The following is a 22285-nucleotide window of genomic DNA, read 5'->3' on the forward strand; positions in this document are numbered from 1 at the left end:
GCCACCAGGCGCAGCCGTCCGCGTGCCGTCAGTCCCGGCGGATCAGTTCGGGGTCGATACGGCGGCCGACCAGGGGAAGCGTGCCGACGATCGCTACGGCGAGGACGCCGAGGCTGGAGGCCAGCAGTACGGGTACGCCCGCGCCGTCCCAGAAGATCTCGCCGCCGCCTGTGACCAGATAGGCGGTCTCGGCCAGCTTGCCCGAGACCAGGGCCAGCAGCAGGCCGATCGCGAGCGGCAGGACGACCTGCAGGCACTGCACCGTGCGCAGGGTGCCGGGCCGGGCTCCGACGAGAGCGAGGGCGGTGACCTGGGATCGGCGTTCCACGGCCCGGTCGGTGACCGACACGAGGAACGCGGCGACACCGATGACCAGACCCATCACCATGCCCAGCACGAGGAGCGTCTTGATCACCGTGAGTTGCTGCAGTGCCTCGATGTTGACGCCCGTCGGGTCCACGTCGGCTGTCGGCGCGATGGCACCGATCCCGTCCAGGACCGAGCGCACCGTCGCCGGGTCGGAGGAGGAGGCGAGGACGAGAGTGGCGGACGCCGGGACGGCGCCGGGCGGCAGCTCGCCGGGCGGGACGAGGATGTAGGCGCTGGACACGTTCGTCACTCCCTGACCCGCGTACAGCACGGTGTCCTTCGGTACCGGGATGCGCAGGGTCAGCGGCTTGCCGTCCTTCTCCAGCGTGTAGGTGGAGGTCTTGAAGGGCTCGTCCCCGGTGTTCGGGTCCGACATGCGCATCACCTCGCCGTCCACACAGCCCTCGACCTTCCGGGTCAGCGCGGTGAGCTGGGCACAGGTGGCGATCAGGGCGTTGGCCTGGTTGTCGTCGGTGTCGCTCTGCAGGTCGTTGTCGAAGTCCATGACGACGGCGGACACATCCACGCCGGGAATCTCGCGTAGCCGTTGCTGCTGGTCCCGGCTCAGCTGGGACACTTGCAGACCGTACTCCTGGGTCGGCGAGGTGTTGCGCGAGACCTGGCTCAGCTCGACCAGGACGCCCTGGGCGAGGGACGCCGAGAACACCAGCAGGACCAGGCCGGTGACCACGCGCATCGCGCTGCCGGGCTCGACCTCGTTGCGGCGCATGGCCAGATTGAGGGCGAGGTTGCCCGAGCGGGCGAGCCGCTTGGCCAACAGGTACGACAGCAGCGGCAGCGTCAGGACCAGGCCGAGGCCGGTCAGCAGCACCCCGGCCGGCACCAGGAGGGCGTTGACGCCGTCGCTGCGCGCAGGGTTGTCGGTCAGGCCGGTGGCACTGAAACCGATGACGATGCCCAGGCCGGTGACGAGCAGCAGTCCGCCCCAGACGCGGGGCGCCCTGGGAACCGCCGTACGGCGGGTGGCGAGCGGGTTCCGGGCCGCCGCGCGGGCGCTCGCCCGGCCGACGAACCAGGCCAGCGCCGGACAACCGAGCAGACAGATCGCCATGGTCTGCCCCGACACGGCGCCGTCGGCGGCGTACCACTTCAGGCCGGGCAGGCCCGTCCGGGCGACGATCTGATTGAGCAGCCAGAACTCCGTGAGGCCGAGGGCGGCACCGAGCAGGGCCGCCACGACGGTCTCGGCGGCGTTGACCCGCTGGGTGCCCTTCGCGCTGAGGCCGAGCAGACGCAGGGCCGCGAGCCGGCGGTTGCGGCTGGCGGCGGACAACTTGGCGCACACCGACAGGAAGACGGCGAGGGGCAGCAGGACCAGGGTGGCCAGAGTGAAGCGGAGGATCTCCAGGGTGGAGGGATCGACGACCCGGGTGGGTGGGTACTCGCTGCCGAAACTCTTCAACGCCCGGGCGTCGCCGCCGAGGTGGGCACGGGTCGTGCCGATGTAGGCGTACAGCTCGTCGGGGTCGGTCAGACCCGCCGCGCCGATCAGGCCCTTCTCGGTGCCGGGCAGCAGGCCCTTGAGACCGGGCTCGTGCTTGAGCTGGTCGTGCAGGGCAGGGGAGACGTACACCTCGCCCGGGCCGGGCAGCCTGCTCAGGCCGGGCGGCGGCGCAGGGGTGTCCTGTGTGCCGAGGGCGATGAAGACGCGGCCGAACGGCCTGGAGCCGTGCGGGTCCCGGAACTCCTGCACCAGGGTCCGCTGACCGGTCGGCTCACCGGCGTAGACCCGGGGGTTACGGGCGGCCGCCCGCCCGTCGTGGGCGTCGAGAATCGCCGGGATCGTCAGAACGAGGGCGAGACAGCACACACCGAGCGACCCGCCCAGGGTCATCAGCAGAAACCGGGCGCGGTTGCCCCGGCCGGACCCGAACAGCAACCGCAGACCGAGCAGGAACTCCCTCATCCCGCCGCTCCCATGGGGTTGAGCACCCCGTCGGCCATGGTGTAGCGGCTGTCGGCGCGGGCGGCCACCGTCGCATCGTGGGTCACCAGCAGTACGGCGGTGCCCTGCGAGCGGGCCAGATCCAGGAACTCCTCAAGAACGGCACCGGCGTTGGCACTGTCGAGGGCGCCGGTCGGTTCGTCGGCGAAGACCACGGCCGGTTTGTGCACCAGGGCCCGGGCGACGGCGACGCGCTGGCTCTGCCCGCCGGACACCTGGGAGGGCCTGCGCTCACGCAGATCGCCGATGCCCAGCCGGTCGAGCACCTCGGCGGCGGCCTCCAGCGCGGGGCGCTTGCGCCGGCCGGCGAGGCGCAGCGGCAGGGCGGTGTTCTCCTCGATGGTCAGCTCGGGCAGCAACTCGCCGTACTGGAAGACGAACCCGAACCGCTCCCGGCGCAGGGCGCTGATCTCCTCGTCGTCCAGATCGGCGAAGGACCGCCCCTCGAAACTGATCCGCCCTCGGGACGCAGGCAGCACTCCCGCCAGGCAGTAGAGCAGCGAGGACTTGCCGGAACCACTCGCCCCGGTGATCGCCGCGACCTCGCCCCGCGCGAGCGCGAGATGGGCGTCACGCACGGCCGGTGTGGAGCCGTACGAGAGCTCGACACCGCTCGCGGAGAGGATGTGCGACATGTCTGACGTACTGGTACTGATCGTGTCCCCCGGAGGCCGGAGGGCCCCGGTGGTCAGACCGGGGCCCAAGGGTTGTTCCATGACTGACGGTGTCACCCGTCAGTCTCTCCTAGCGGTGGTATGCCTTCGTCACCGAGCAGTTGTCCGGACGCAGCGAACCCCGGTCACGGCAGGCCCGTATCCAGGCGTCATCGGTGTGCAGCGCGGCACCGTCGTAGCTGAGCTTGTCCAGCCAGACGGTCTTCTTCTGCTTGCCGTTGAACCGGCTCCAGTCGTATCCCTCGACGCGGACCTGCATGTAGACGTCAGCTGAGCGTCACCGCCGTACCGGCTTGATCCCCTCCAGCGTGGGCACCACCGGCTGGATCGTGCCGTCGGTCGCGAACCTCATGCGGTCGATGGTCGTCTCGCGGTGCATGCCGTCACCGCCCGGCCTTCCGGGGCCGTTCAGGGCGAAGCGGTGGTAGACGATGTACCAGTCGTCGGTGCCGGGGGCGTTCACCACCGAGTGGTGGCCGGTGGCGAGGATGCCGTACTCGGGGCGCTTGGACAGGATCGTCCCCTTCTTGGTCCACGGGCCCAGCGGGGACGGGCCGGTCGCGTACGCCACGTGGTAGTTCTCGCTGCGCGTGTCGTCCTCGGACCACATGAAGTAGTACGTGCCCTTCCGCTTGATCACGAAGGAGCCCTCGCGGAAGTTGTCCGGGGTGATGTCCTTCACCTTCGCGGCGTCGAACGACACCATGTCGTCGTTGAGCGGCACGACGTACCCGCGCCCGTTGCCCCAGTAGAGATACGACGTGCCGTCGTCGTCCGTGAACACCGCCGGGTCGATCATCTGGCCGCTCCAGGCCCCGCCCTTGGCGACCAGCGGCTTGCCCAGCGCGTCCTTGAACGGGCCGGCGGGCGAGTCGGCCACCGCGACGCCGATCTGCTGCTCGGCGGAGAAGTAGAAGTAGTACGTGCCCTCGCGCTCGGCGATCGCGGGCGCCCAGGCGTACTTGTCCGCCCACGACACGTCGGGGCCCAGGTCCAGGATGACGCCGTGGTCCTTCCAGTGGACCAGGTCCTTCGACGAGTACGCCTTGAACCGGGTCCCGCTCCAGCCCTGGAAGCCGTCCGTCGTCGGGTAGATCCAGTACTCGCCGTTCAGGTGGTGCACGTCGGGGTCGGCGTTGAGGCCGGGCAGGACGGGACTCTTGGTGCGTACCGCCTCGACCGTCCAGGCGCGCTTCGTGCCGTCCGCGGCCGTGACCGTGTACGTCTGCGGCTTGCGGAAGTCGCGCCGGGTGCCGGACCGCGGGCTGACCTTCGCGCCCGCGGCGACCCACAGCTTCGGGGCCAGGCGCGCGAGGTCGGCGTCCGGACGCATCGGGAGGACGACCTTGGAGGTGCTCTCGGTGACGATCGCGTACCCCTTCTGGTCCTTCGCCGTCGCGTCCACGACCGAGGCGGGGCTCGCGGGGTAGGCGGCGAGCAGCCGGTCGTACTCCGCCTGCGTCACCGGTATCACCGTGCCGTGCCGGGGGCTCGCCGGGAGCTGGTAGTCCTTCGACGGCGTCCACTTGCCCGAGGCGAGGTCGGTGGTCTCGAAGGGGAGGTAGCCGCGGCCGCCGTACTCGTCGATGAACAGGTACCACTTCTCCTCGGTGTTCGACTTGAACACCGTCGGGCCCTCACCCCGGTCCATGGCGCCCTTGCCGATGCAGTCGGCCACGAAGTCGTACGAGGTGTCGGTCAGGCTCGTCGACTTCTGGGCGGTGATGAACTTCGAGCAGGGGGAGCCGGAGGAGGGGTCGCGTTCGTCCTTGGTGTAGCGGTAGTACGTGCCCTTGTGCTCGACGACGGTCGAGTCGATGACCGAGTACCCGGGGTCGTTCCAGACCTTCGGCTCGCTGAAGGTGCGGAAGTCCTTCGTGGTCGCGTACAGCATCTTGTTGTACGTCGATCCGGTGTGGTCGGGGTCGTCGGCGGCGTACAGCTTCGACGCCCAGAAGACGACGTACGCACCGAGGCTGTCGTCCCAGTACGCCTCCGGAGCCCAGGTGTTGCCCGCGTTGTCGGGGGAGACCTTCACCAGGCGCTGGTCGGTCCAGTGGACCAGGTCGGTGGACTCCCAGACCATGATGGACTTGCTGCCGTGCCGCTGGACCTGGTCCCAGCTGCCGCTGCTGTTGCGGTACATCCGCAGGTCGGTGGCGATCATGTAGAACTTGTCGCCCTCGGGCGAGCGGATCACGAACGGGTCGCGCAGCCCCTTCTCACCGATCGTCGAGGTGAGGACCGGCTTGCCGGCGTTCAGCTCCCGCCAGTGCAGCGGGTCGTTGCCGCGGCTGAGGGCGTAGCGGATCTGCTCGCCGTCGGCGGTGCCCTCGCCGGTGAAGTAGGCGAAGAGGTAGCCGGCGTACTTGGGCTGCTTCACGGGTGGTGCTCCGGAGTTCGCGGTACCGGCGGTGCTGGGCGGTGCGGCCAGCAGGCCGAGGAGGAGGGCGAGGAGGGGGATCAGCGGGGCCAGGAGCGCGCGAGCGGTGCGGGGGCGCATGACACATCCCGTGGAGTGCGGAGGCGGACAGGGGTTCTGGGGGTTTGTTGGAGTCTGGGGGGTTTGCTGGTCGGTTCTGTTCGTTCGGCTGCCTCGGAGTGTCATCTGTGGGGGAGTGGGCGTCAATCGGTGCGCTGGTCACCGAGGGGGACCGAAACTTTCGCTCGTTTTCGAGGAGCGGCAACCTTCCCGGGCGGCACGGCGACCGGAGGGCAGAAGCGGCCCGGTGCGGCCTCGGGCCGGCCTCGGGTCGGCCCCGCTCCGTCCCCGTCGTCCCAGGAAAGGACCCGCCCGTGCGCCTGAGCACCGGTCGTCACCGCAGGGCCCGTACGCTCTCCATCGCCGCGGCGGTCGCCGTCGCCTCGGGTGCCGGCGGTGTCTACCTCGGCCTGTCCGACGGCGGCGCCGAGGCCGCCTCGACGACGGTCACCGTGTCCACGACCGCGCAGTTGGAGTCGGCCGTCAACAACGCCCGCGCCGGTACGACGATCGAGGTCCGCGGCGGCACGTACCGGCCGACCGCCACCCTCAAGTCCGCGGCGAACGGCACCCGTTCGGCCCGCGTCACGCTGCGGGCGCGCGGCGCCGAGAAGGTGCGGATCGATGGCTCGAAGCTGCCCGACGGCTCCTGGCTGGCCGCGATCCACGGCGACTACTGGACCGTGCGCGACCTCACCTTCCAGAACTCCCCGGCGCAGGGCTTCGTCGCCACCTCGTCGGTGGGCGGCGTCTTCGAGAACCTGGTCACCGCGGACAACGGTGACTCCGGCTTCACCCTGCGCGGCGACGGCACGACGAACAACCTCGTGCGGAACCTGGACAGTCACGGCAACTACGACCCCGCCGGCCACGGCCAGAACGCCGACGGCATCGCCGTCACGTTCGGCTCCGGGACGGGCAACGTCGTCGACGCGGCGCGCCTGTACGACAACTCGGACGACGGCGTCGACCTGTGGCAGTTCTCCTCGCCGGTCACCGTCAGGAACTCCTGGGCGTTCGGCAACGGCAGGAACCACTGGAACGATCCGGCGTTCGAGGGCAACGGCAACGGGTTCAAGCTCGGCGGCGGCGGGGCCTCGGTGGCACACCAGGTGCACAACAACGCCGCCTGGGACAACACCCGGCACGGCTTCACCGAGAACTCCAACACCGGCGCGATCGCACTCCACCACAACACCGCCTACGCCAACGCCGAGTCCGGGTTCTCCTTCGCCACGGGCAAGGCGCGGCTCGCCCGTAACCTCGCGGTCGGCAACAAGGGCGGACCGTCCAGGCCGGGGCCGTCGACGGTCTCCGCCGCGAACAGCTGGGACGGCGGTGTCTCCACCCCGCCCTTCAGGTCCACGGACGCCACGACGGCGTACGGGGCCCGCGGGGCGGACGGTTCGCTGCCCGCGACGACCTTCCTGACGACGGGCTCCACCACCCTCGGCGCGACGATGAACCGGCGCTAGCCGCAAGGGCGAACGCCCCGCCGGTCGTCACCGGCGGGGCGTTCTGTGCTGCTGACCGAGGGGGGCTCAGGCCAGCAGGTCCTTGATGCGTGTGGTCACTGGTACGTGATGTCAGATGCCGAGAACCTGCACGAGGTTCCGTCCGGCCCCGTGCCGAGCTCCTTCGGCTCCTTGCCGCTGCTGTTGCCCTGGAAACGGGTGCAGGTCTTGATCTTCTTGGCGCCGTCGCCGTGGACGCGGATCTTGCGCAGCGCGGCCGTGTCGCCGTAGTTGGAGTTGATGCCGACGATCGAGTCGCCGGGCGCGGTGACGTCCACGTCGTTGACGATGACCGTGCGCTTGTACTGCGTGGAGCAGTTGCCGCAGGTGCGCACCAGCTTGCCGAACCTCTCCACCTGGAACTTGGTCACGACGAGCTTCCCCGCGCCGTTGAACTGCAGCACCTTGTCGTCGGCGTTGCGCGCTCCGCCGCCGTGCACCTTGTACACGGCCGAGGACGACTTGCCCCTGAAGGTGGCGGCGTCCTCGCCGACGTCCAGCCACCACACGTTCTGCAGCGTGCAGGAGCCCAGGCAGTGGACGCCGTCCGCGGCCGGGGTGCCGATGATCACGTTCTTCAGCACCGCGCCGTCGGCGAGCTGGAACACGGGGTCCTGGCCCTCTTCCTGGCCGCTGTCGCCCAGGGCGCCGGAGCCGTAGAACTTCGTCAGCCTGCCGTCGTACGTGCCCGACACCTTGATCGTCGACGACACGGCCTTGCTGCCCTTCGCTGTCGGCCAGGAGGCGGCCGCGCCGGCCGGCGACAGTAACGACGAGGTGACGACCGCCGCTCCGGTGATGCCGAACGCGGCGACTCCGGCGATCACGGCCCGCCGCTTGAGGGCCTTGCGGCGGTGACGGACGCGCTGTTCGGTCTGTGCTGTCATGACCTGGTTCCTTGCGTGGTGAGTGGATCCTTGCGTCTCCTGGTCGCCACACGTGCGGAAAGAGTTGCCGAACCTCCGGATCTTCTTTACGAATCCCCGCCGGACGTCGAGTCGTCGTCGTGCGGTGCGAAGTCCCCCGCCACGGACAGCTGTTCGCCGCCCGCCGTCGCCGTCATCGCGTAGCCGTCGTCCCCCGCGTCCCGGCCGCCGCGCTCATGGTCGTACTGCCCGGCGAACACCCACTCGCCCGGTGGGACCGTACGGCCCTCCTTGAGCACCCAGGTGTAGACGAGGAAGCCGTCCCTCTCCTCGACCGTCAGCGTGAAGTCGTCCTCGGGCAGCGAGCGCCAGGCGCCGGCGTCGTTGACGCCGCCGGTCTGGGCGATCTTCAACCGGACGGTGAGTGCGGTGAGTCGCTCGCCGGTCTTCAGCGTCAGATTGCTCTGCGCCCAGAAGTCGTTGCTGTGCGGGTCCACCGAGCCGTCCGACCACAGGGGGCCGTCCTCCTCGCCCTTGGCGGCGGGCGGCGGCGCCGGAGCGGTCGTCCGCGTCGGCGCCTCGGACGTCTCTCGGGACTCCGGCGTGTCCTCGGGCGTCGGGTCGGCCGGCGGGGCGGGCGGGACCGGGGCACGGCTCGTCGCGTCCGGCGACGGGGTGGGCGTCGGCACCGTGGCCACCGTCTGCCGCGGCGTGTCCTCCTTCACGGCGGACGCCACCGCGTAACCGCCGACCGCGAGAACGCCCGCGACCGCGGCCGTCGCCGCCACCACCCGGACCCAGCCGTACGCCGGCGGACGCGTCGCCCGGTGGCCGGACCGGTCCTGCCCGGAGGGATCCGCCATGCCGCGCTCGATCCGGGCCAGGATCCGCTCACGGTCGGGCTGATGCGCACCGGCCGCCTCGTGCAGCCGGGCGCGCAGTTCGTCGTGCACGTCCTGCCGCATCATCGGTTCCTTCCCGCGGCGTGCCCGGTGCGGGCCATCGCCGCCGCCCGCACCCTGAGCGGAGCCCCCTGCGTCCCGAGCAGCCGTTGCAGCTCGGCCATCCCCTTCGAGGTCTGACTCTTCACCGTACCGACCGAGATGCCCAGGGCGAGCGCGGTGTCCTTCTCGGAGAGGTCGAAGGCGTGCCGCAGCACCACACAGGCGCGCTTGCGGAACGGCAGTCCCCGCAGGGCCTCCTGGACGTCGACGACGCCCGCGACGTCCGGGTTCTCGGCCTTCTCCTCGCGCTGCGACCAGAACAGGGCGACACGCCGCCGTTCCCGGACGGCGCTGCGGATCCTGCTGCGGGCCAGGTTCGCCACCACACCGCGCGCGTACGCCACCGGGTGGTCGGCCGCGCGCACCCGGTCCCAGCGGTGCCACAGCGCCAGCAACGCGTCCGCCGCCAGGTCGTCGGCGGCGTCCGCCTCGCCCGTCAACAGATGGGCCAGACGGGACAGTTCGGCGTAGTGGCGCTCGAAGAAGGCGTGGAACTCCACGGAGGCGGCGTCGTCGACGACTGTGCCCACGGGCGACCCCTCCTGGCTGTGCGTGTCATGTGAATGACATGTGAGCGTCCGGAGATCACCCGGACGAGATCCGGAAGCGTAGCAGCGATCGAGCGCTTGTTTCGTACGAGGCTTCGAACGGTGTATGGCAGGCCGTACGTTGAGCGGCACTGATTCCGTAACACGGAGAAAACCTGAAACGGGTTCAACGCGGGAACAATCCAGCCAGCATCCGCACACCGATCCAGCAGGCACCGAGGAGCGACCGTCATGTCCGAATCCCAGAAGGTGACCGACCGGCCACGAGCCACGCCACCGGGCGTGAACAGCGTCGACCGGTTCTTCAAGATCTCCGCACGGGGATCCACCTTCGCCCGTGAGATACGCGGCGGCTTCGCCACGTTCTTCACGATGGCCTACATCCTTGTCCTGAATCCCATCATCCTGGGCAGCGCGAAGGACAAGTTCGGCCACCAGTTGGACGCCGTCCAACTCACCACCGCCACCGCCCTGGTGGCCGCGGTCATGACGATCATCATGGGCGTCGGCGGCAACCTCCCGCTCGCGCTCGCCGCCGGCCTGGGCCTCAACGCCGTCGTCGCCTTCCAGATCGCCCCGCTGATGTCCTGGGACGACGCGATGGGCCTGGTCGTCCTGGAGGGCCTGCTGATCTGCGTGCTGGTGCTCACCGGGCTGCGCGAGGCCGTCATGCACGCCATCCCGCAACCGCTCAAGCAGGCGATCAGCGTCGGCATCGGCCTGTTCATCGCCTTCATCGGCTTCGTCGACGCCGGGTTCGTCAGCCGCATCCCGGACGCCGCGAACACCACCGTGCCGGTTCAGCTCGGCGGCACCGGCACGCTCACCGGGTGGCCGATGCTCGTCTTCTGCCTCGGGGTCCTGCTGACGATCGCCCTGCTCGCCCGCAAGGTCAAGGGCGCCATCCTGATCAGCATCGTCACCATGACGGTCGTCGCGATGATCATCAACTCCCTCGCCGACATCAAGGCGTGGGGCCTGACCACGCCCGCGTGGCCCGACAAGGTGGTGGACACCCCCGACTTCGGACTCATCGGCGACTTCAGCCTGTTCGGCGCGTTCGGCCAGACCACGGCCATCACCGTCGTCCTGCTGATCTTCACGCTGATCCTGTCCGACTTCTTCGACACCATGGGCACGGTCGTCGGCGTCAGCGCCGAGGCGGGTCTGCTGGACGAGCAGGGCAAGGTGCCCGGCCTCGGGCGTGTCCTGCTGATCGACGGCGCCGCCGCGGCGGCCGGCGGCGCGGCCTCGTCGTCCTCGGCGACCTCCTACATCGAGTCGGCGGCAGGCGTCGGCGAAGGCGCGCGCACGGGCTTCTCCAACCTGATCACCGGCGGCCTCTTCGCCCTCGCCCTGTTCCTGACCCCGCTGCTCACGATCGTCCCGCTCCAGGCGGCCGCGCCCGCCCTCGTCGCCGTCGGCTTCCTGATGATGACCCAGGTCAAGCACATCGACTGGGACAGGTACGAGATCGCCATCCCGGCGTTCCTGACCATCGCCGTCATGCCGTTCACGTACTCCATCACCAATGGCATCGGAGCGGGCTTCCTCGCCTACGTCGTCATCAAGGCGGTGCTGGGGAAGGCGAAGGAGATCCACTGGCTGCTGTGGGGGACCTCGGCGCTGTTCCTGGTGTACTTCGCCATCGACCCGATCGAGCAGCTCCTGGGAGTCAAGTAGCCGCGGCTCAGCACTCCTAGTTCCTGAGCGCCGCCTCCATCACCTTCCGGGCCACGGGGGCGGCCAGCCCGTTGCCGCTGACCTCTGAACGCGCCGCGTCCGACTGCTCGACGACCACCGCCACGGCGACCTCCTTGCCGTCGGCCTTCGCGTAGGACGTGAACCAGGCGTACGGCGTCTTGCTGTTGTTCTCGCCGTGCTGGGCCGTGCCCGTCTTGCCGCCCACCGTCGCGCCCGGGATCCGCGCGTTCGTGCCGGTGCCGTCCTCGACGACCGTCCGCATCGCCGACTGGAGCTGCTCGGCGGTGCCGGAGCTGACGATCTCCTCGGTCCCGGCGTTGTCGTCGTAGTTCTCCAGGACGTTCCCACCGCCGTCGGTGATCTGCGACACCATGTGCGGCGAGACCAGCTTGCCGCCGTTGGCGATGGCCGCCGACACCATGGCCATCTGCAGCGGCGTCGCGGTCACGTCGAACTGGCCGATGCCGGACAGCGCGGTCTGCGCCTTGTCCATGTCCGCCGGGTAGACGCTCTTGTACGCCCGCACCGGCACGTCCTGCGCGTCGTCGTCGAAGCCGAACTTCTCGGCCATCGCCCGGACCTTGTCCTGGCCCAGATCGACGGCCATCTTCCCGAAGACGTTGTTGCACGAGTACTGGAGCGCCACCCGGATCGAGGCGTTCTCGCAGGGGGCGGACGGGTTCTCGTTCGTCAGCTTGTCGCTCGACTGCGGCAGGTCGTACGGGTCCGGGCTGTCCGTCTTCTCGTCCACCGACGAGTACAGCCCGTCCTCCAGCGCGGCCGCCGCGACGACCAGCTTGAACGTCGAGCCCGGCGGCAGCGGCTGGCGCAGCGCACGGTTCGTCATCGGCTTGTCGGCGTCCTCGGTCAGCTGCTTCCAGGCGTCCGAGTCGCCCGTGGTGATCCGCGACGGGTCGTATGACGGAGTGGAGACGACCGCCAGGATCTTCCCGGTGGTGGGGTCGATCGCTACGGCGGCGCCCTTCTTGTCGCCGAGCGCGTCGTACGCCGCCTTCTGCACGTCCGGGTCGATCGTCGTGATCACGTCGCCCGGGTCGGACCGCTTGTTGGTGACCGTGTCCAGCACGCTCTTGAGACGGTTGTCGGTGCCGTCGAGCAGGTCCCGGTAGATGCCTTCCAGCTGCGTCGCCCCGAACGCCTGCGAGCTGTAGCCGGTGACGGCCGCGTACAGCGGGCCGTCCGTGTACGTCCGCTTGTACGCGAGGTCGCCGCTTCTCGTCGGCGCCGAGCCGGTGACGGCCTCGCCGCCCACGACGATGTTGCCGAGCGGCTCGCTGTACAGCTCGATCACGTTCCGCCGGTTGTCCTTGTCGTCCGCGAGCGCCTGGCCTTCGTAGAACTGCACCCAGGTCGCCCTGACCAGCAGCGCGAGAACCAGCAGCAGCGTGAAGACGGACACCCGCCTGATCGTCTTGTTCATCCCACTCGGAACGACGATCAGGATGGGGGCAATCGTTCCCTTGCGCCCCGTTTTCTCATCGAGTGTTCATGAAGCCCGCCTCGTACGCGGCGATCACGGCCTGCGTGCGGTCCCGGGTGCCGGTCTTGGCCAGGACCGCCGCCACATGCGACTTCACGGTGGCCGGACCTACCTCCATGCGCCGGGCGATCTCCGCGTTGGTCAGGCCCTGCGCCATCAGCCGCAGCACGTCGCTCTCGCGCCCGGTGAGCCTGGCCACCCACGGCGCGGGCTCGGGGCACGCGCGCGCGTGCTCGGCCGCGAGACCGCGTACGGCCGACGGGAACAGCAGGGTGTCGCTGTGCGCGAGGAGCCGTACGGCCTGGACGAGCGCGTCGGCGTCGGCGCGCTTGAGCAGGAACCCGGCGGCTCCGGCGCGCAGGGCGTCGTACACGTAGGAGTCGTTCTCGAAGGTGGTCACGACGACGATGCGGGGCGGGTCGTCGAGCGTGGCCAGGATCTGCTCGGTGGCCCGGATGCCGTCGATCTCCGGCATCCGGACGTCCATGAGGACCACGTCGGGCCGCCGCTCGCGCACGACGGACACGGCCTCGGCCCCGGTCGCCGCCTCCCCGACCACCTCCAGGTCCGGTTCGGCGGAGAGGATGGCGCGCAGGGCGCTGCGGACCATGCGTTCGTCGTCGGCGAGGACGATCCGGATCGTCATGCGGGTCCCTTCATGGGAAGTCGTACGGACAGCCGCCACACCCCCTGTGCGGCGCCTGCCTGTGTGGTCCCGCCCAGCAGCCGGGCCCGGTCGGCGATGCCGCGCAGGCCGTGACCGCCGCCGGGACGGCAGGCGGGGGTGTGCTCCAGGGGGTTGTCGACGGTGATCTCCAGGTGCTCGTCGGCGACAGCGATCCGCAGGGTCACGGTCACCTGGTCACCGGCGTGCTTGAGGGCGTTGCTCAGCCCTTCCTGGACGATGCGGTACGCCTCGCGGGAGAGGACGGGCGGCAGGGCCTCGGGGTCGGCGTCGACCGTGGCGGTCACCCGCAGCCCGCCCGCGCGGGTGCGGCGCAGCAGGCTGCCGAGGTCGGCGGCGAGGGTGGGCGCGGGGGCCGTGCCCGGAGCGTCGCCGTCCCTCAACACGCCCAGGACGGCGTCGAGTTCGCCGACCGTGCGGCGGGTGGTGTCCTCGATCGCGGCGAGGGCCTCGCGGACGAACTCCACATCGGTGTCGAGGACTCGGCGGGCCGCGCTCGCCTGGAGGGTGACGGCGCTGAGGGCGTGGCCGACGGAGTCGTGCAGTTCACGCGCGAGCCGGTTGCGCACGGCCAGGTCGGCGGCGCGTGCCTCGGCCGCCGCGAGCCGGTCCTCGTGGGTGGGCCCGAGCAGGGCGGGCGCCCAGCGGGCCAGGAGCGCGCCGGCGACGGCCGCGCAGCCGGCCAGGGCGACGAGCGACGCCACCCCCGCGACCGGCGCGAGCGCCACCACCCAGGCGTGGTCGAGGGCTCCGGGCAGCTCCAGTTCGCTGTCCCCGAGCCACTCGATGACCGGCATCGCGACGAGGAAGGCGGCGAACGGCGGAACCGCCAGTGACATTCCGGCGATGATCCCGCCGAACCCGAGATGCAGCGTGAACCAGGCCGCCGTACGCCCTTTCGCGCCCCGCGTCCGGGCCGGCCCGTCGGCGAGCCGGTCCCCGTCGACCCCGCACAGCCACCGCACGGCGCCGGCTTCCATCGGCCGGGTCAGCGGGAACAGCACGGACGTGAGCGCGGCCAGGGGCAACCCGACGGCGAAGGAGAGCAGTTGGAGGGTGAGGTCGATGAAGACGTACCGGGAGTGGGTGGCGGGCCCGACGACGAGCTGGCCGACGAAGACGTAGGGCATGGCGAGGGCACCGCCGATGATCAGATGCAGCCATCGGCGCCGCGCCCGCCGGCCGAACAGCAACCGGATGAACCGGCTCATGCCGTACGACGATTCCGGCTCGCGGAGCGCTCCGCGAGGAAGTGGACGCCGAGGCAGGCGACGAGGATGCCGACGATCATCTGGCCAGCGTAGGCGAGGTTCATCAGCGGCGTGGGGCCGTCGGCCACGTCGGTGAGCGGCGCCAGCGACAGCCAGCCCGCCCAGCAGGCGGTGGCGGCGGAGCCGACCCAGGCGAGGGCGAGGGGCAGCCTGACCGGCAGGGCCCGGCCGCGCCGGAAGGCGAGCAGGAAGCCGCCGGTGACGGCCATGGCGAGGAAGACGACGGACAGCGCCTCCATGGTGTGGAAGCCGCTCGTCCGGTCGGCGGCCTGCGTCTCGTCGAGCCCGGCGGTGCCGCCGCACGCCCACAGGAGGTGGACGGACAGGGGCGGCAGCGCGAGTACGGCGGCGGCGACGGCGACGGCCCGCTGGGCCGCCCCGATGGCGCCGACCGGCAGCTCCCAGACCCGGCCCGCCCACAGCGCGCCCCAGCGGTCGCGGGCGTAGAGCGCGAACAGCGCGCCCAGGGCGAGTCCCTGCACGATGAACCCCGTGTAGACGACCCCGAAGACCCAGGCGTCGAGGAACGACTCCCCGTCGCCGCCGGCGCCGACGGCGGTGCCGCCGAGCGCGTCGACCAGGAGCTGGAGCGGGAACCCGGCCATGATCGGCGCGAGCAGCCCGGTGGCCGCCCAGGCGGGGAAGGCCAGCAGCCACGCGGGAGCCCGCAGCCCCCACGGCCGGGTCAGCACCAGCGCGAGCACGATCACGGCCCCGTCCATGAGGACGGTGACACTGTTGGCGACCGCCATGGTCGCCCGGTGCTCCAGCAGCGCGCTCCCGTCCGGGATCCCGAGCCGACTCCCCGCGATCCAGGCGACCTTGAGCGACAGATACGGCACGCACGCGAGAACGGCGACGGCACGCAGGATCCGGCGGGACCGGCTGGGACCGGCGGTGCCCGGGTCGGTTTCGGGGACGTGAGCGAGTGTCTGCGTCATGCGACCACGCTCCCGCGAGGACGGCGGCGGGCGCCTCCTGCGCGACGGTGATCCGTCTCCGCCGTACGGCGGAGAGCCCGCTCAGCCGTCCAGCGTCAGGACCAGCTCGTCGATCTCCTCGCCCCGCGCCTGCGCGAACCCCCGGGCCCGCGTCCTGACCTGGAAGCCGCACTTCGTGAGCACCCGCAGCGAGCCCTCGTTGTCCGCCGCCGCCCGTGCGTACAGCGGGCGTTCGGGCACCTCGGCGAGCAGCCCCCGCAGCGCGGCCGTGGCGACGCCCCGGCCCCAGTACGCGCGGTCCACCCAGTACGTCACCTCGCGCTCGCCCGGCTCCCCGTACACGGCCGCGCTGCCCACCACGTCACCGTCGGCCAGGATCGCGCGCACGACGTCCGACGAGGACCGGATCCGCTTCCAGCGGGCCTCGAAGGCGTCCCGGTCGGCCGGGTCCTCGGGGGTGAAGGCCGCCATGCGCAGGGCCTCCGGGTCGTTCATCTGCCGGTAGAAGACCGGCAGATCGCTGTCGTGCACCTCGCGCAATTCCACATCCATGGGGTCCTCCATGGAGTCAGAGCCTACGAAAGGCTCAGAGCCTGCGCGTGGCCAGCGTCAGCCTGTCGCGCGCGTCGAACAGCGCGTCCTTCACCATCTGTTCGTGCGCGGGCGTCAGCCGGGCCACCGGCACCGAGCAGCTGATCGCGTCGCGGGCCGGGGTGCGGTACGGGATCGCCACGCCGAAGCAGCGCAGGCCGAGGGTGTTCTCCTCGCGGTCCACGGCGAAGCCCTGCTCGCGGACCTGGTGGAGCTCCTCGATGAGCTTCTCGCGGTCGGTGATGGTGTTCTCGGTCAGCGCGGGGAGCGTCTCCGGGAGCATCTTGCGGACCTGTTCGTCCGTGTAGGTGCTCAGCAGCGCCTTGCCGAGGGACGTCGAGTGGGCGGGCAGGCGGCGGCCGACCCGGGTGAAGGGGCGCAGGTAGTGCTGGGACTGGCGGGTGGCCAGGTAGACGACGTTCGTGCCGTCCAGGCGGGCCAGGTGGATCGTCTCGGTCGTGTCGTCCGAGAGCCGGTCCAGCGTCGGGCGGGCGGCGGCGACCACCTCGTCCCCGTCGATGTACGAGGTGCCGACCAGCAGCGCCCGTACGCCGATGCCGTACCGCGTGCCCGTCGCGTCCGTCTCCACCCAGCCCAGTTCGACGAGGGTGCGCAGCAACATGTAGAGGCTGGACTTGGGATAGCCGACGGCCTCCTGGACCGACGCCAGGGAGTGCATACCGGGGCGTCCGGCGAAGTATTCGAGCAGTTCAACCGTTCGTACCGCGGACTTGACCTGTGCCCCGCCGCCCGTCTCGCCAGCCGACATCGCCCTTGACCCCTTCGTTCGACGGGAAATAGTCTCCACAGCATATTCATCATGGGAGACAGCGTTCAGTATATCGAACGCCCCTGGTGAGTGACCCCGTACTGCGGCAATACATGTGTGGAGGGACCCGCGGTGGCAGCAGCACCAGTCTGGAGTGTCGACCCCCGAACCGGGAAGCAGCGTGAACAGGTTGCGGTGGAGGCCACAGCCCAGGAGGTGGACGCCACCGTCCGCGCCGCGCACGAGGCGCGCGGCGCCCTGGCCGACCGCGCGGTCCGCTCGGCCTTCCTGCGCACCGCGGCCGACCGGCTCCAGGGCGCCAAGGACCAGCTCGTCGAGGCCGCCGACGCCGAGACCGCGCTCGGCCCGGTCCGCCTCACCGGCGAACTCGCCCGCACCTGCTACCAGCTGCGGGCCTTCGCGGACATCGTCGACGAGGGCGCCTTCCTCGACGTCGTCATCAACCACCCCGACGACACCGCGACCCCGCCGATCCCGGACCTGCGCCGCTACAAGGTGCCCCTCGGCGTCGTCGCCGTCTACTCGGCGTCCAACTTCCCCTTCGCCTTCTCCGTCGCCGGCGGCGACACCGCGAGCTCGCTGGCCGCGGGCTGCCCGGTCGTCGTCAAGGCCCACCCGGACCACCCGGGCCTGTCCGAGCTGGTCGCGAAGGTGCTGCGTACGGCCGCCGCCGAGCACGGCATCCCCGAGGCCGTCGTGGGTCTGGTGCACGGCTTCGAGGCGGGCATCGAGCTGATCAAGCACCCGCTGATCGCGGCGGCCGGGTTCACCGGTTCCATCCGGGGCGGTCGTGCCCTCTTCGACGCGGCCGCGGCCCGTCCGGTCCCGATCCCCTTCCACGGCGAGCTCGGATCGCTGAACCCCGTCGTCATCACCGAGGCCGCGGCCGCCGAGCGGGCCGAGGCGATCGGCGTCGGTCTCGCCGGGTCCATGACGCTGGGCGTGGGGCAGTTCTGTGTGAAGCCCGGGCTCGTGCTGGTGCCGTCCGGCGCGGCGGGCGACGGCCTGGTCAAGTCGCTCACGGACGCCGTCAGCGACACCGAGGCCGGGGTCCTGCTCGACCACCGGATGCGCGACAACTTCATCGCCGGCGTGGCCGAGCGCGCGGAGCTCCCCGAGGTGGAGACGCCGGTGACGCCGGGCGCGGGCGGTGAGCACACGGTCAGCGCCGGGTTCCACACGGTCGCCGCGAGCAAGCTGGCGCAGGAGGGCGCGTACGACGTGCTCCTGGAGGAGTGCTTCGGGCCGGTCACCGTGGTGGTCCGCTACGAGGACGAGGACGAGGCGAAGGCCGTGCTGTCGCGGCTGCCGGGGAACCTGACGGCGACGGTCCACCTGTCGGCCGAGGAGGCCGCGGGTGAGGGGCGCGGCGCGGAGATCCTGGCGGAGCTGACGCCGCTGGCCGGTCGCGTGCTGGTGAACGGGTGGCCGACGGGTGTCGCCGTCGCGCCGGCCCAGCACCACGGTGGGCCGTACCCGGCGACGACCTCGACGTCCACGTCGGTGGGCGGTACGGCCATCGAGCGGTGGCTGCGGCCGGTCGCGTACCAGGGGGCGCCCGAGGCGCTGCTTCCCCCGGAGCTGCGGGACGACAACCCGCTGGGACTGCCCCGCAGGATCGACGGCACGCTGGAGCGCTGAGGCCGGTCAGCCCGCGTTCGGCTCCAGGCCCGCGTCCCGGGCCAGGAGCGCCGCCTGGACCCTGTTCTCGCAGTCCAGCTTGGTCAGGATGCGGCTGACGTACGTCTTCACCGTGGCCTCGCTCATGTGCAGGCGGGTGCCCGCGTCCGCGTTGGACAGGCCCTCGCCCAGGAGGGCCAGTACGTCACGTTCCCGCTCGGTCGGGCCGGCCAGCCGGCGGCGGGCCTCCTCGCCGCGGGCGGTGGCGGCCGGGGAGGCGAGGGTGTCCACGACGTGCCGGGTGGCGGCCGGGGAGAGATGGGCGTTGCCGGCCGCCGCCGCGCGGACCGCGTGGATCAGCTCCTGCGCCATTGCCCCGGCCATGGCGGACGAGACGAGCAGCACCGTCGCCGGCAGTGAGCGGCGGGCCAGTGACAGTACGGCGACGCCCAGGGCCACGGCGGCGGCCCGCGCACCCGATCCGTCCTCCACGCCGTCGAGGAGCCCCGCGAGCCCGGCGAGCACGACGGTGAGCACCGCCTCCCCGAGCATCCGCTTGCGGGGCCACGGGGAGGCGGCGGCGAGCCGGGACAGGAGCGGCCGGTCGGTGCGCGGTGGTGTCTGTCTGTCGTCCACGCGCAGACGATGGACAGCCGTCCCCGGGCGCCCGCATCCGCCCTTCGGCGCGGTCCCGAACGACGAAAGTCGACCCCGGACGGCCCTCGGGCACCCGGCGCCGGACCCGCCTGGAAGAATCCCCCCATGGACGTGGAACTTCCCGAACTGCCCTTCCCGCTCCGCACGTACGGCCCCGACGGTCACTGGTCCTACGAGGACGGCATCCTCTCCGGATGGGCCGGTCCCCGGCAGGATCGTTTCGTGCCGCCCACCGACGAGGCCCTGGACCCCGCCTCCGACGCGCCGCGTCTGCTCGGCGCGCCCGAGGGGGACTTCCAGCTGATCGCCCGGGTCACCGTCGGATTCGCGGGCGCCTTCGACGCCGGGGTCCTCTACGTCCACGTCGGTGAGCGGGCCTGGGCCAAGCTGTGCCTGGAGTACTCCCCGGACGTGCCCACCGTGTGCACGGTCGTCACCCGGGGCCACTCCGACGACGCCAACTCCTTCACGGTGGAGGGGAGTTCGGTATGGCTGAGGGTGAGCCGAACCGGGCGTGCCTTCGCCTTCCACGCCTCCCGCGACGGCGAGCGGTGGACCTTCGTCCGGCTGTTCACCCTCGGCGACGAGAAGGAGACCGGCGCGGCCCTCGTCGGCTTCATGACGCAGTCGCCGATGGGGGAGGGGTGCGTGGTGACGTACGACCACCTCCAGTTCAGGCCGAACTGGCCGAAGGACCTGCGAGACGGAGGCTGAGCAGGCACGTCACCGCGAGCAGGGCCGCGCTGACCACCACGCTCAGGCGCATGCCCGCCACGAAACCGTCGGAGACCAGCGCCCCGAAGACCGCGATCCCCAGCGCCCCGGCCATCTGCCGCGCGGAGTTGAGGACGCCGGCCGCCAGGCCCGCCCGGTCGGCGGGTACGGCCTCCATCATCGCCGCCGTCAGCGGCGGCACCGTCAGCGCGCAGCCCAGGGCCATGGGGACGAGGAGCAGGGCCACCACGACCGGGGGCGTGCCGGCGTCGACGCACAGCGTCACGAGCAGCCCCACGACGGCCAGACCGACCTGGCCCAGGTGGCCCGCGCCTGCGGTCTGGACCCGTGCCGAGGAATGAACCCCGCTGCTTGAACGTTCATCCACTCGCGGAGGGAGTCTCCGTACCCGTACGACCTGCGACCTGGAGAGCCACGCACATGCGCGTCGAGATCTGGAGCGACATCGCCTGCCCCTGGTGCTACGTGGGCAAGGCCCGCTTCGAGAAGGCGCTGCAGGACTTCCCGCACCGCGACCAGGTCGAGGTGGCGCACCGCTCGTTCGAGCTGGACCCGGGCCGCGCCAAGGGTGACATCCAGCCCGTGATCACCATGCTGACCAGGAAGTACGGCATGAGTGAGGCGCAGGCCCAGGCCGGTGAGGAGAACCTCGGCGCGCAGGCCGCCGCGGAGGGTCTGGAGTACCGCACGCGGGGTCGCGACCACGGCAACACCTTCGACATGCACCGGCTGCTGCACCTCGCCAAGGAGCACGACAGGCAGGACGAGCTGATCCAGATCCTCTACCGGGCGAACTTCGCCGAGGAGCGTTCGGTCTTCGCCGAGGGCGACGAGCGGCTGGTCGAGCTGGCCGTGGAGGCCGGGCTCGACGCCGACGACGTCCGCGAGGTCCTCGCCGACCCGTCCGCCTACGCCGACGACGTCCGCGCCGACGAGCGCGAGGCCGCCCGACTCGGCGCCAACGGTGTGCCCTTCTTCGTTCTCGACCGCAAGTTCGGCGTCTCCGGCGCCCAGCCCGCCGAGGTCTTCGCGCAGGCGCTGACGCGGGCGTGGGGCGAGCGGTCGCCGCTGACGCTCATCGACCAGGGTGACGCGGACGCGTGCGGTCCCGACGGGTGCGCGGTGCCGCAGCGCTGAGCTGCTGAGCGAACGCGCAGGTCGCGGCCGATCCATAAGCGTTCCTTGGTGAAACCACGTAGGGAATCGCAATGGACCAGTAGGTGTTCAGGGCTCACAGTGGAGCCATGGAGACCTTCGAGAGCCTCGTCCGTGCCGAGTTCGCGCCGAAGAACGTCTATCTCAACACCGCGAGCAACGGGCTGCTGCCGGCCCGCACCGTGACCGCCCTGCACAGGGCCGTCCGGATGCGGGCCGAGGGCACGCCGCTGGGCCCGCTGTACGAGGACGTGGAGGTCGTGCGCGCCTCGTTCGCCCGGCTGGCCGGCGTGCCCGTCGAGCGGGTCGCGACCGGGGCCTCGGTCGCCGAGTTCGGCGGGCTGATCGCCGCCTGTCTGCCCGCCGGCGCCGAAGTCCTCACGGCCGAGGCCGACTTCGCCTCCCTCGTGAACCCCTTCCACATGCGCGGCGACCTCAAGGTGCGCGCCGTCCCGCTGGACCGCCTCGCCGAGTCCGTCCGCCCGGACACCGCACTCGTCGCGGTCAGCGCCGCGCAGTCCGCCGACGGCCGGGTCGCCGACCTGCCCGCGGTGCGCGCGGCGGCACGGGCACACGGGGCACGCACCTACGTCGACGCCTCCCAGTCGGCCGGCTGGCTGCCGATGGAGGCGGACGCGTACGACTTCCTCGCCGCCGTCGGCTTCAAGTGGCTCCTGGGTCCGCACGGGGCCGCGTTCTGCGTCGTCCCCGAGGACTTCGGCGGGCTGACGCCGCTGCTCGCCGGCTGGGTCGCCGGGGAGGTCCCCTGGGACAGCTGCTACGGCCCCGTCGAGGACCTCGCCCACTCCGCGCGGCGCTTCGACATCAGCCCCAGCCTCTTCACGTACGCCGGCCTGCGCACCTCCCTGGAGCTGGTCGAGCAACTCGGCGTGGCCGCCATCCAGGCCCACGACCTCGCCCTCGCCGACCGCTTCCGCGCGGGGCTCGCCGGCCTCGGCCACGAACCGGTGCCCGCGCCCGGCTCGGCCATCGTGTCCGTGCCCGGACTCGGCGACCGCCAGCCCGAGTTGAGCCGCGCGGGCATCGAGGTCTCCAACCGCGCGGGCCATCTGCGCGCGGCCTTCCACCTCTACAACACCCCCGAGGACGTCGACCGGCTGCTGGACGCGCTGTCCGCCTGAAACACGCGACACGGCGACGAACGGCGACGCGGCCCGCCGTACGGAAGGTCCGTCGCCGACGACCCCACCG

General features: G+C 71.3%; 20 protein-coding genes and 1 pseudogene. 6 read left to right on the plus strand and 15 right to left on the minus strand.

Annotated features, from left to right (window positions below; genetic code table 11):
- Positions 1–28 precede the first annotated feature (28 nt).
- The 4 genes from ABZ078_RS34145 to ABZ078_RS34160 form a co-directional block, all read right to left on the minus strand.
- The gene (locus ABZ078_RS34145; RefSeq protein WP_356581783.1) at positions 29–2296 is read right to left on the minus strand and encodes an ABC transporter permease; all 2268 of its coding nucleotides are present in this window, start codon (positions 2294–2296) and stop codon (positions 29–31) included.
- Entirely contained in the window at positions 2293–2970 is a 678-nt protein-coding gene (locus ABZ078_RS34150; protein WP_356581785.1) for an ABC transporter ATP-binding protein, read from the minus strand. Before ABZ078_RS34150 ends, ABZ078_RS34145 begins: the two co-directional genes overlap by 4 nt.
- 109 nt (positions 2971–3079) lie before the next feature.
- On the minus strand, positions 3080–3268 hold the full coding sequence (locus ABZ078_RS34155) for a hypothetical protein (RefSeq protein WP_356581787.1): 189 nt from the start codon (positions 3266–3268) through the stop codon (positions 3080–3082).
- Positions 3269–3286: 18 nt separating this feature from the next.
- Positions 3287–5512 (minus strand): family 43 glycosylhydrolase, encoded by a 2226-nt coding sequence (locus tag ABZ078_RS34160; RefSeq protein ID WP_356581789.1) that lies wholly within the window; start codon positions 5510–5512, stop codon positions 3287–3289.
- Positions 5513–5805: 293 nt separating this feature from the next.
- Here ABZ078_RS34160 and ABZ078_RS34165 point away from each other — a divergent pair, with 293 nt between their 5' ends.
- The gene (locus ABZ078_RS34165) at positions 5806–6966 is read left to right on the plus strand and encodes a right-handed parallel beta-helix repeat-containing protein (RefSeq protein WP_356581791.1); all 1161 of its coding nucleotides are present in this window, start codon (positions 5806–5808) and stop codon (positions 6964–6966) included.
- 95 nt (positions 6967–7061) lie between these two features.
- Here the strand turns inward: ABZ078_RS34165 and ABZ078_RS34170 are convergent, their stop codons facing one another.
- The 3 genes from ABZ078_RS34170 to ABZ078_RS34180 form a co-directional block, all read right to left on the minus strand.
- Positions 7062–7892, minus strand: coding sequence for a pectate lyase (locus tag ABZ078_RS34170; RefSeq protein ID WP_356581793.1), 831 nt, complete (start codon positions 7890–7892; stop codon positions 7062–7064).
- Between the two features lie 86 nt (positions 7893–7978).
- Entirely contained in the window at positions 7979–8839 is an 861-nt protein-coding gene (locus ABZ078_RS34175) for a hypothetical protein (protein WP_356581795.1), read from the minus strand.
- Complete coding sequence (locus ABZ078_RS34180; RefSeq protein WP_356581797.1) at positions 8836–9405, minus strand: SigE family RNA polymerase sigma factor; 570 nt, start codon at positions 9403–9405, stop codon at positions 8836–8838. Before ABZ078_RS34180 ends, ABZ078_RS34175 begins: the two co-directional genes overlap by 4 nt.
- A gap of 249 nt (positions 9406–9654) precedes the next feature.
- Here ABZ078_RS34180 and ABZ078_RS34185 point away from each other — a divergent pair, with 249 nt between their 5' ends.
- Positions 9655–11106, plus strand: coding sequence for an NCS2 family permease (locus tag ABZ078_RS34185; RefSeq protein ID WP_356581799.1), 1452 nt, complete (start codon positions 9655–9657; stop codon positions 11104–11106).
- Between the two features lie 16 nt (positions 11107–11122).
- Here ABZ078_RS34185 and ABZ078_RS34190 read toward each other — a convergent pair whose 3' ends face one another.
- The 6 genes from ABZ078_RS34190 to ABZ078_RS34215 all read right to left on the minus strand — a co-directional run bounded on the left by ABZ078_RS34190 (position 11123) and on the right by ABZ078_RS34215 (position 16885).
- Positions 11123–12568 (minus strand): penicillin-binding protein 2, encoded by a 1446-nt coding sequence (locus tag ABZ078_RS34190; protein WP_356581801.1) that lies wholly within the window; start codon positions 12566–12568, stop codon positions 11123–11125.
- A gap of 55 nt (positions 12569–12623) precedes the next feature.
- A complete protein-coding gene (locus tag ABZ078_RS34195) occupies positions 12624–13274 on the minus strand; it encodes a response regulator transcription factor (protein ID WP_356581803.1) in 651 nt (216 codons plus the stop codon).
- Complete coding sequence (locus ABZ078_RS34200) at positions 13271–14524, minus strand: histidine kinase (protein WP_356581805.1); 1254 nt, start codon at positions 14522–14524, stop codon at positions 13271–13273. Before ABZ078_RS34200 ends, ABZ078_RS34195 begins: the two co-directional genes overlap by 4 nt.
- Positions 14521–15525, minus strand: a complete 1005-nt coding sequence (locus ABZ078_RS34205) for a hypothetical protein (RefSeq protein ID WP_356581807.1) — start codon at positions 15523–15525, stop codon at positions 14521–14523. The genes ABZ078_RS34200 and ABZ078_RS34205 overlap by 4 nt, the downstream gene beginning before the upstream one ends.
- An 81-nt stretch (positions 15526–15606) precedes the next feature.
- Positions 15607–16077, minus strand: a complete 471-nt coding sequence (locus ABZ078_RS34210; protein WP_356581809.1) for a GNAT family N-acetyltransferase — start codon at positions 16075–16077, stop codon at positions 15607–15609.
- Positions 16078–16111: 34 nt separating this feature from the next.
- Positions 16112–16885 (minus strand): IclR family transcriptional regulator, encoded by a 774-nt coding sequence (locus ABZ078_RS34215; RefSeq protein WP_004002235.1) that lies wholly within the window; start codon positions 16883–16885, stop codon positions 16112–16114.
- A 132-nt stretch (positions 16886–17017) separates the two neighbouring features.
- Between ABZ078_RS34215 and ABZ078_RS34220 the strand changes: the two genes are divergently transcribed.
- A complete protein-coding gene (locus tag ABZ078_RS34220; RefSeq protein ID WP_356581812.1) occupies positions 17018–18547 on the plus strand; it encodes an aldehyde dehydrogenase (NADP(+)) in 1530 nt (509 codons plus the stop codon).
- A 6-nt stretch (positions 18548–18553) separates the two neighbouring features.
- Here the strand turns inward: ABZ078_RS34220 and ABZ078_RS34225 are convergent, their stop codons facing one another.
- Complete coding sequence (locus ABZ078_RS34225; RefSeq protein ID WP_356581814.1) at positions 18554–19162, minus strand: LuxR C-terminal-related transcriptional regulator; 609 nt, start codon at positions 19160–19162, stop codon at positions 18554–18556.
- Positions 19163–19288: 126 nt separating this feature from the next.
- Here ABZ078_RS34225 and ABZ078_RS34230 point away from each other — a divergent pair, with 126 nt between their 5' ends.
- Positions 19289–19897 (plus strand): DUF1349 domain-containing protein, encoded by a 609-nt coding sequence (locus ABZ078_RS34230; RefSeq protein ID WP_356581816.1) that lies wholly within the window; start codon positions 19289–19291, stop codon positions 19895–19897.
- Here ABZ078_RS34230 and ABZ078_RS34235 read toward each other — a convergent pair.
- Positions 19857–20219: pseudogene (locus tag ABZ078_RS34235) on the minus strand (MFS transporter); the annotation flags it as partial. The gene ABZ078_RS34230 and the pseudogene ABZ078_RS34235 sit on opposite strands and share 41 nt — an antisense overlap.
- Before the next feature lie 119 nt (positions 20220–20338).
- Here ABZ078_RS34235 and ABZ078_RS34240 point away from each other — a divergent pair.
- Together ABZ078_RS34240 and ABZ078_RS34245 are read left to right on the plus strand one after the other, a co-directional pair.
- The gene (locus ABZ078_RS34240) at positions 20339–21055 is read left to right on the plus strand and encodes a DsbA family oxidoreductase (protein WP_356581818.1); all 717 of its coding nucleotides are present in this window, start codon (positions 20339–20341) and stop codon (positions 21053–21055) included.
- Between the two features lie 107 nt (positions 21056–21162).
- On the plus strand, positions 21163–22215 hold the full coding sequence (locus ABZ078_RS34245) for an aminotransferase class V-fold PLP-dependent enzyme (RefSeq protein ID WP_356581820.1): 1053 nt from the start codon (positions 21163–21165) through the stop codon (positions 22213–22215).
- Positions 22216–22285 lie beyond the last annotated feature (70 nt).

Origin of the sequence: Streptomyces sp. NPDC006385, from assembly GCF_040612485.1 — a bacterium.
GTDB lineage: Bacteria > Actinomycetota > Actinomycetes > Streptomycetales > Streptomycetaceae > Streptomyces.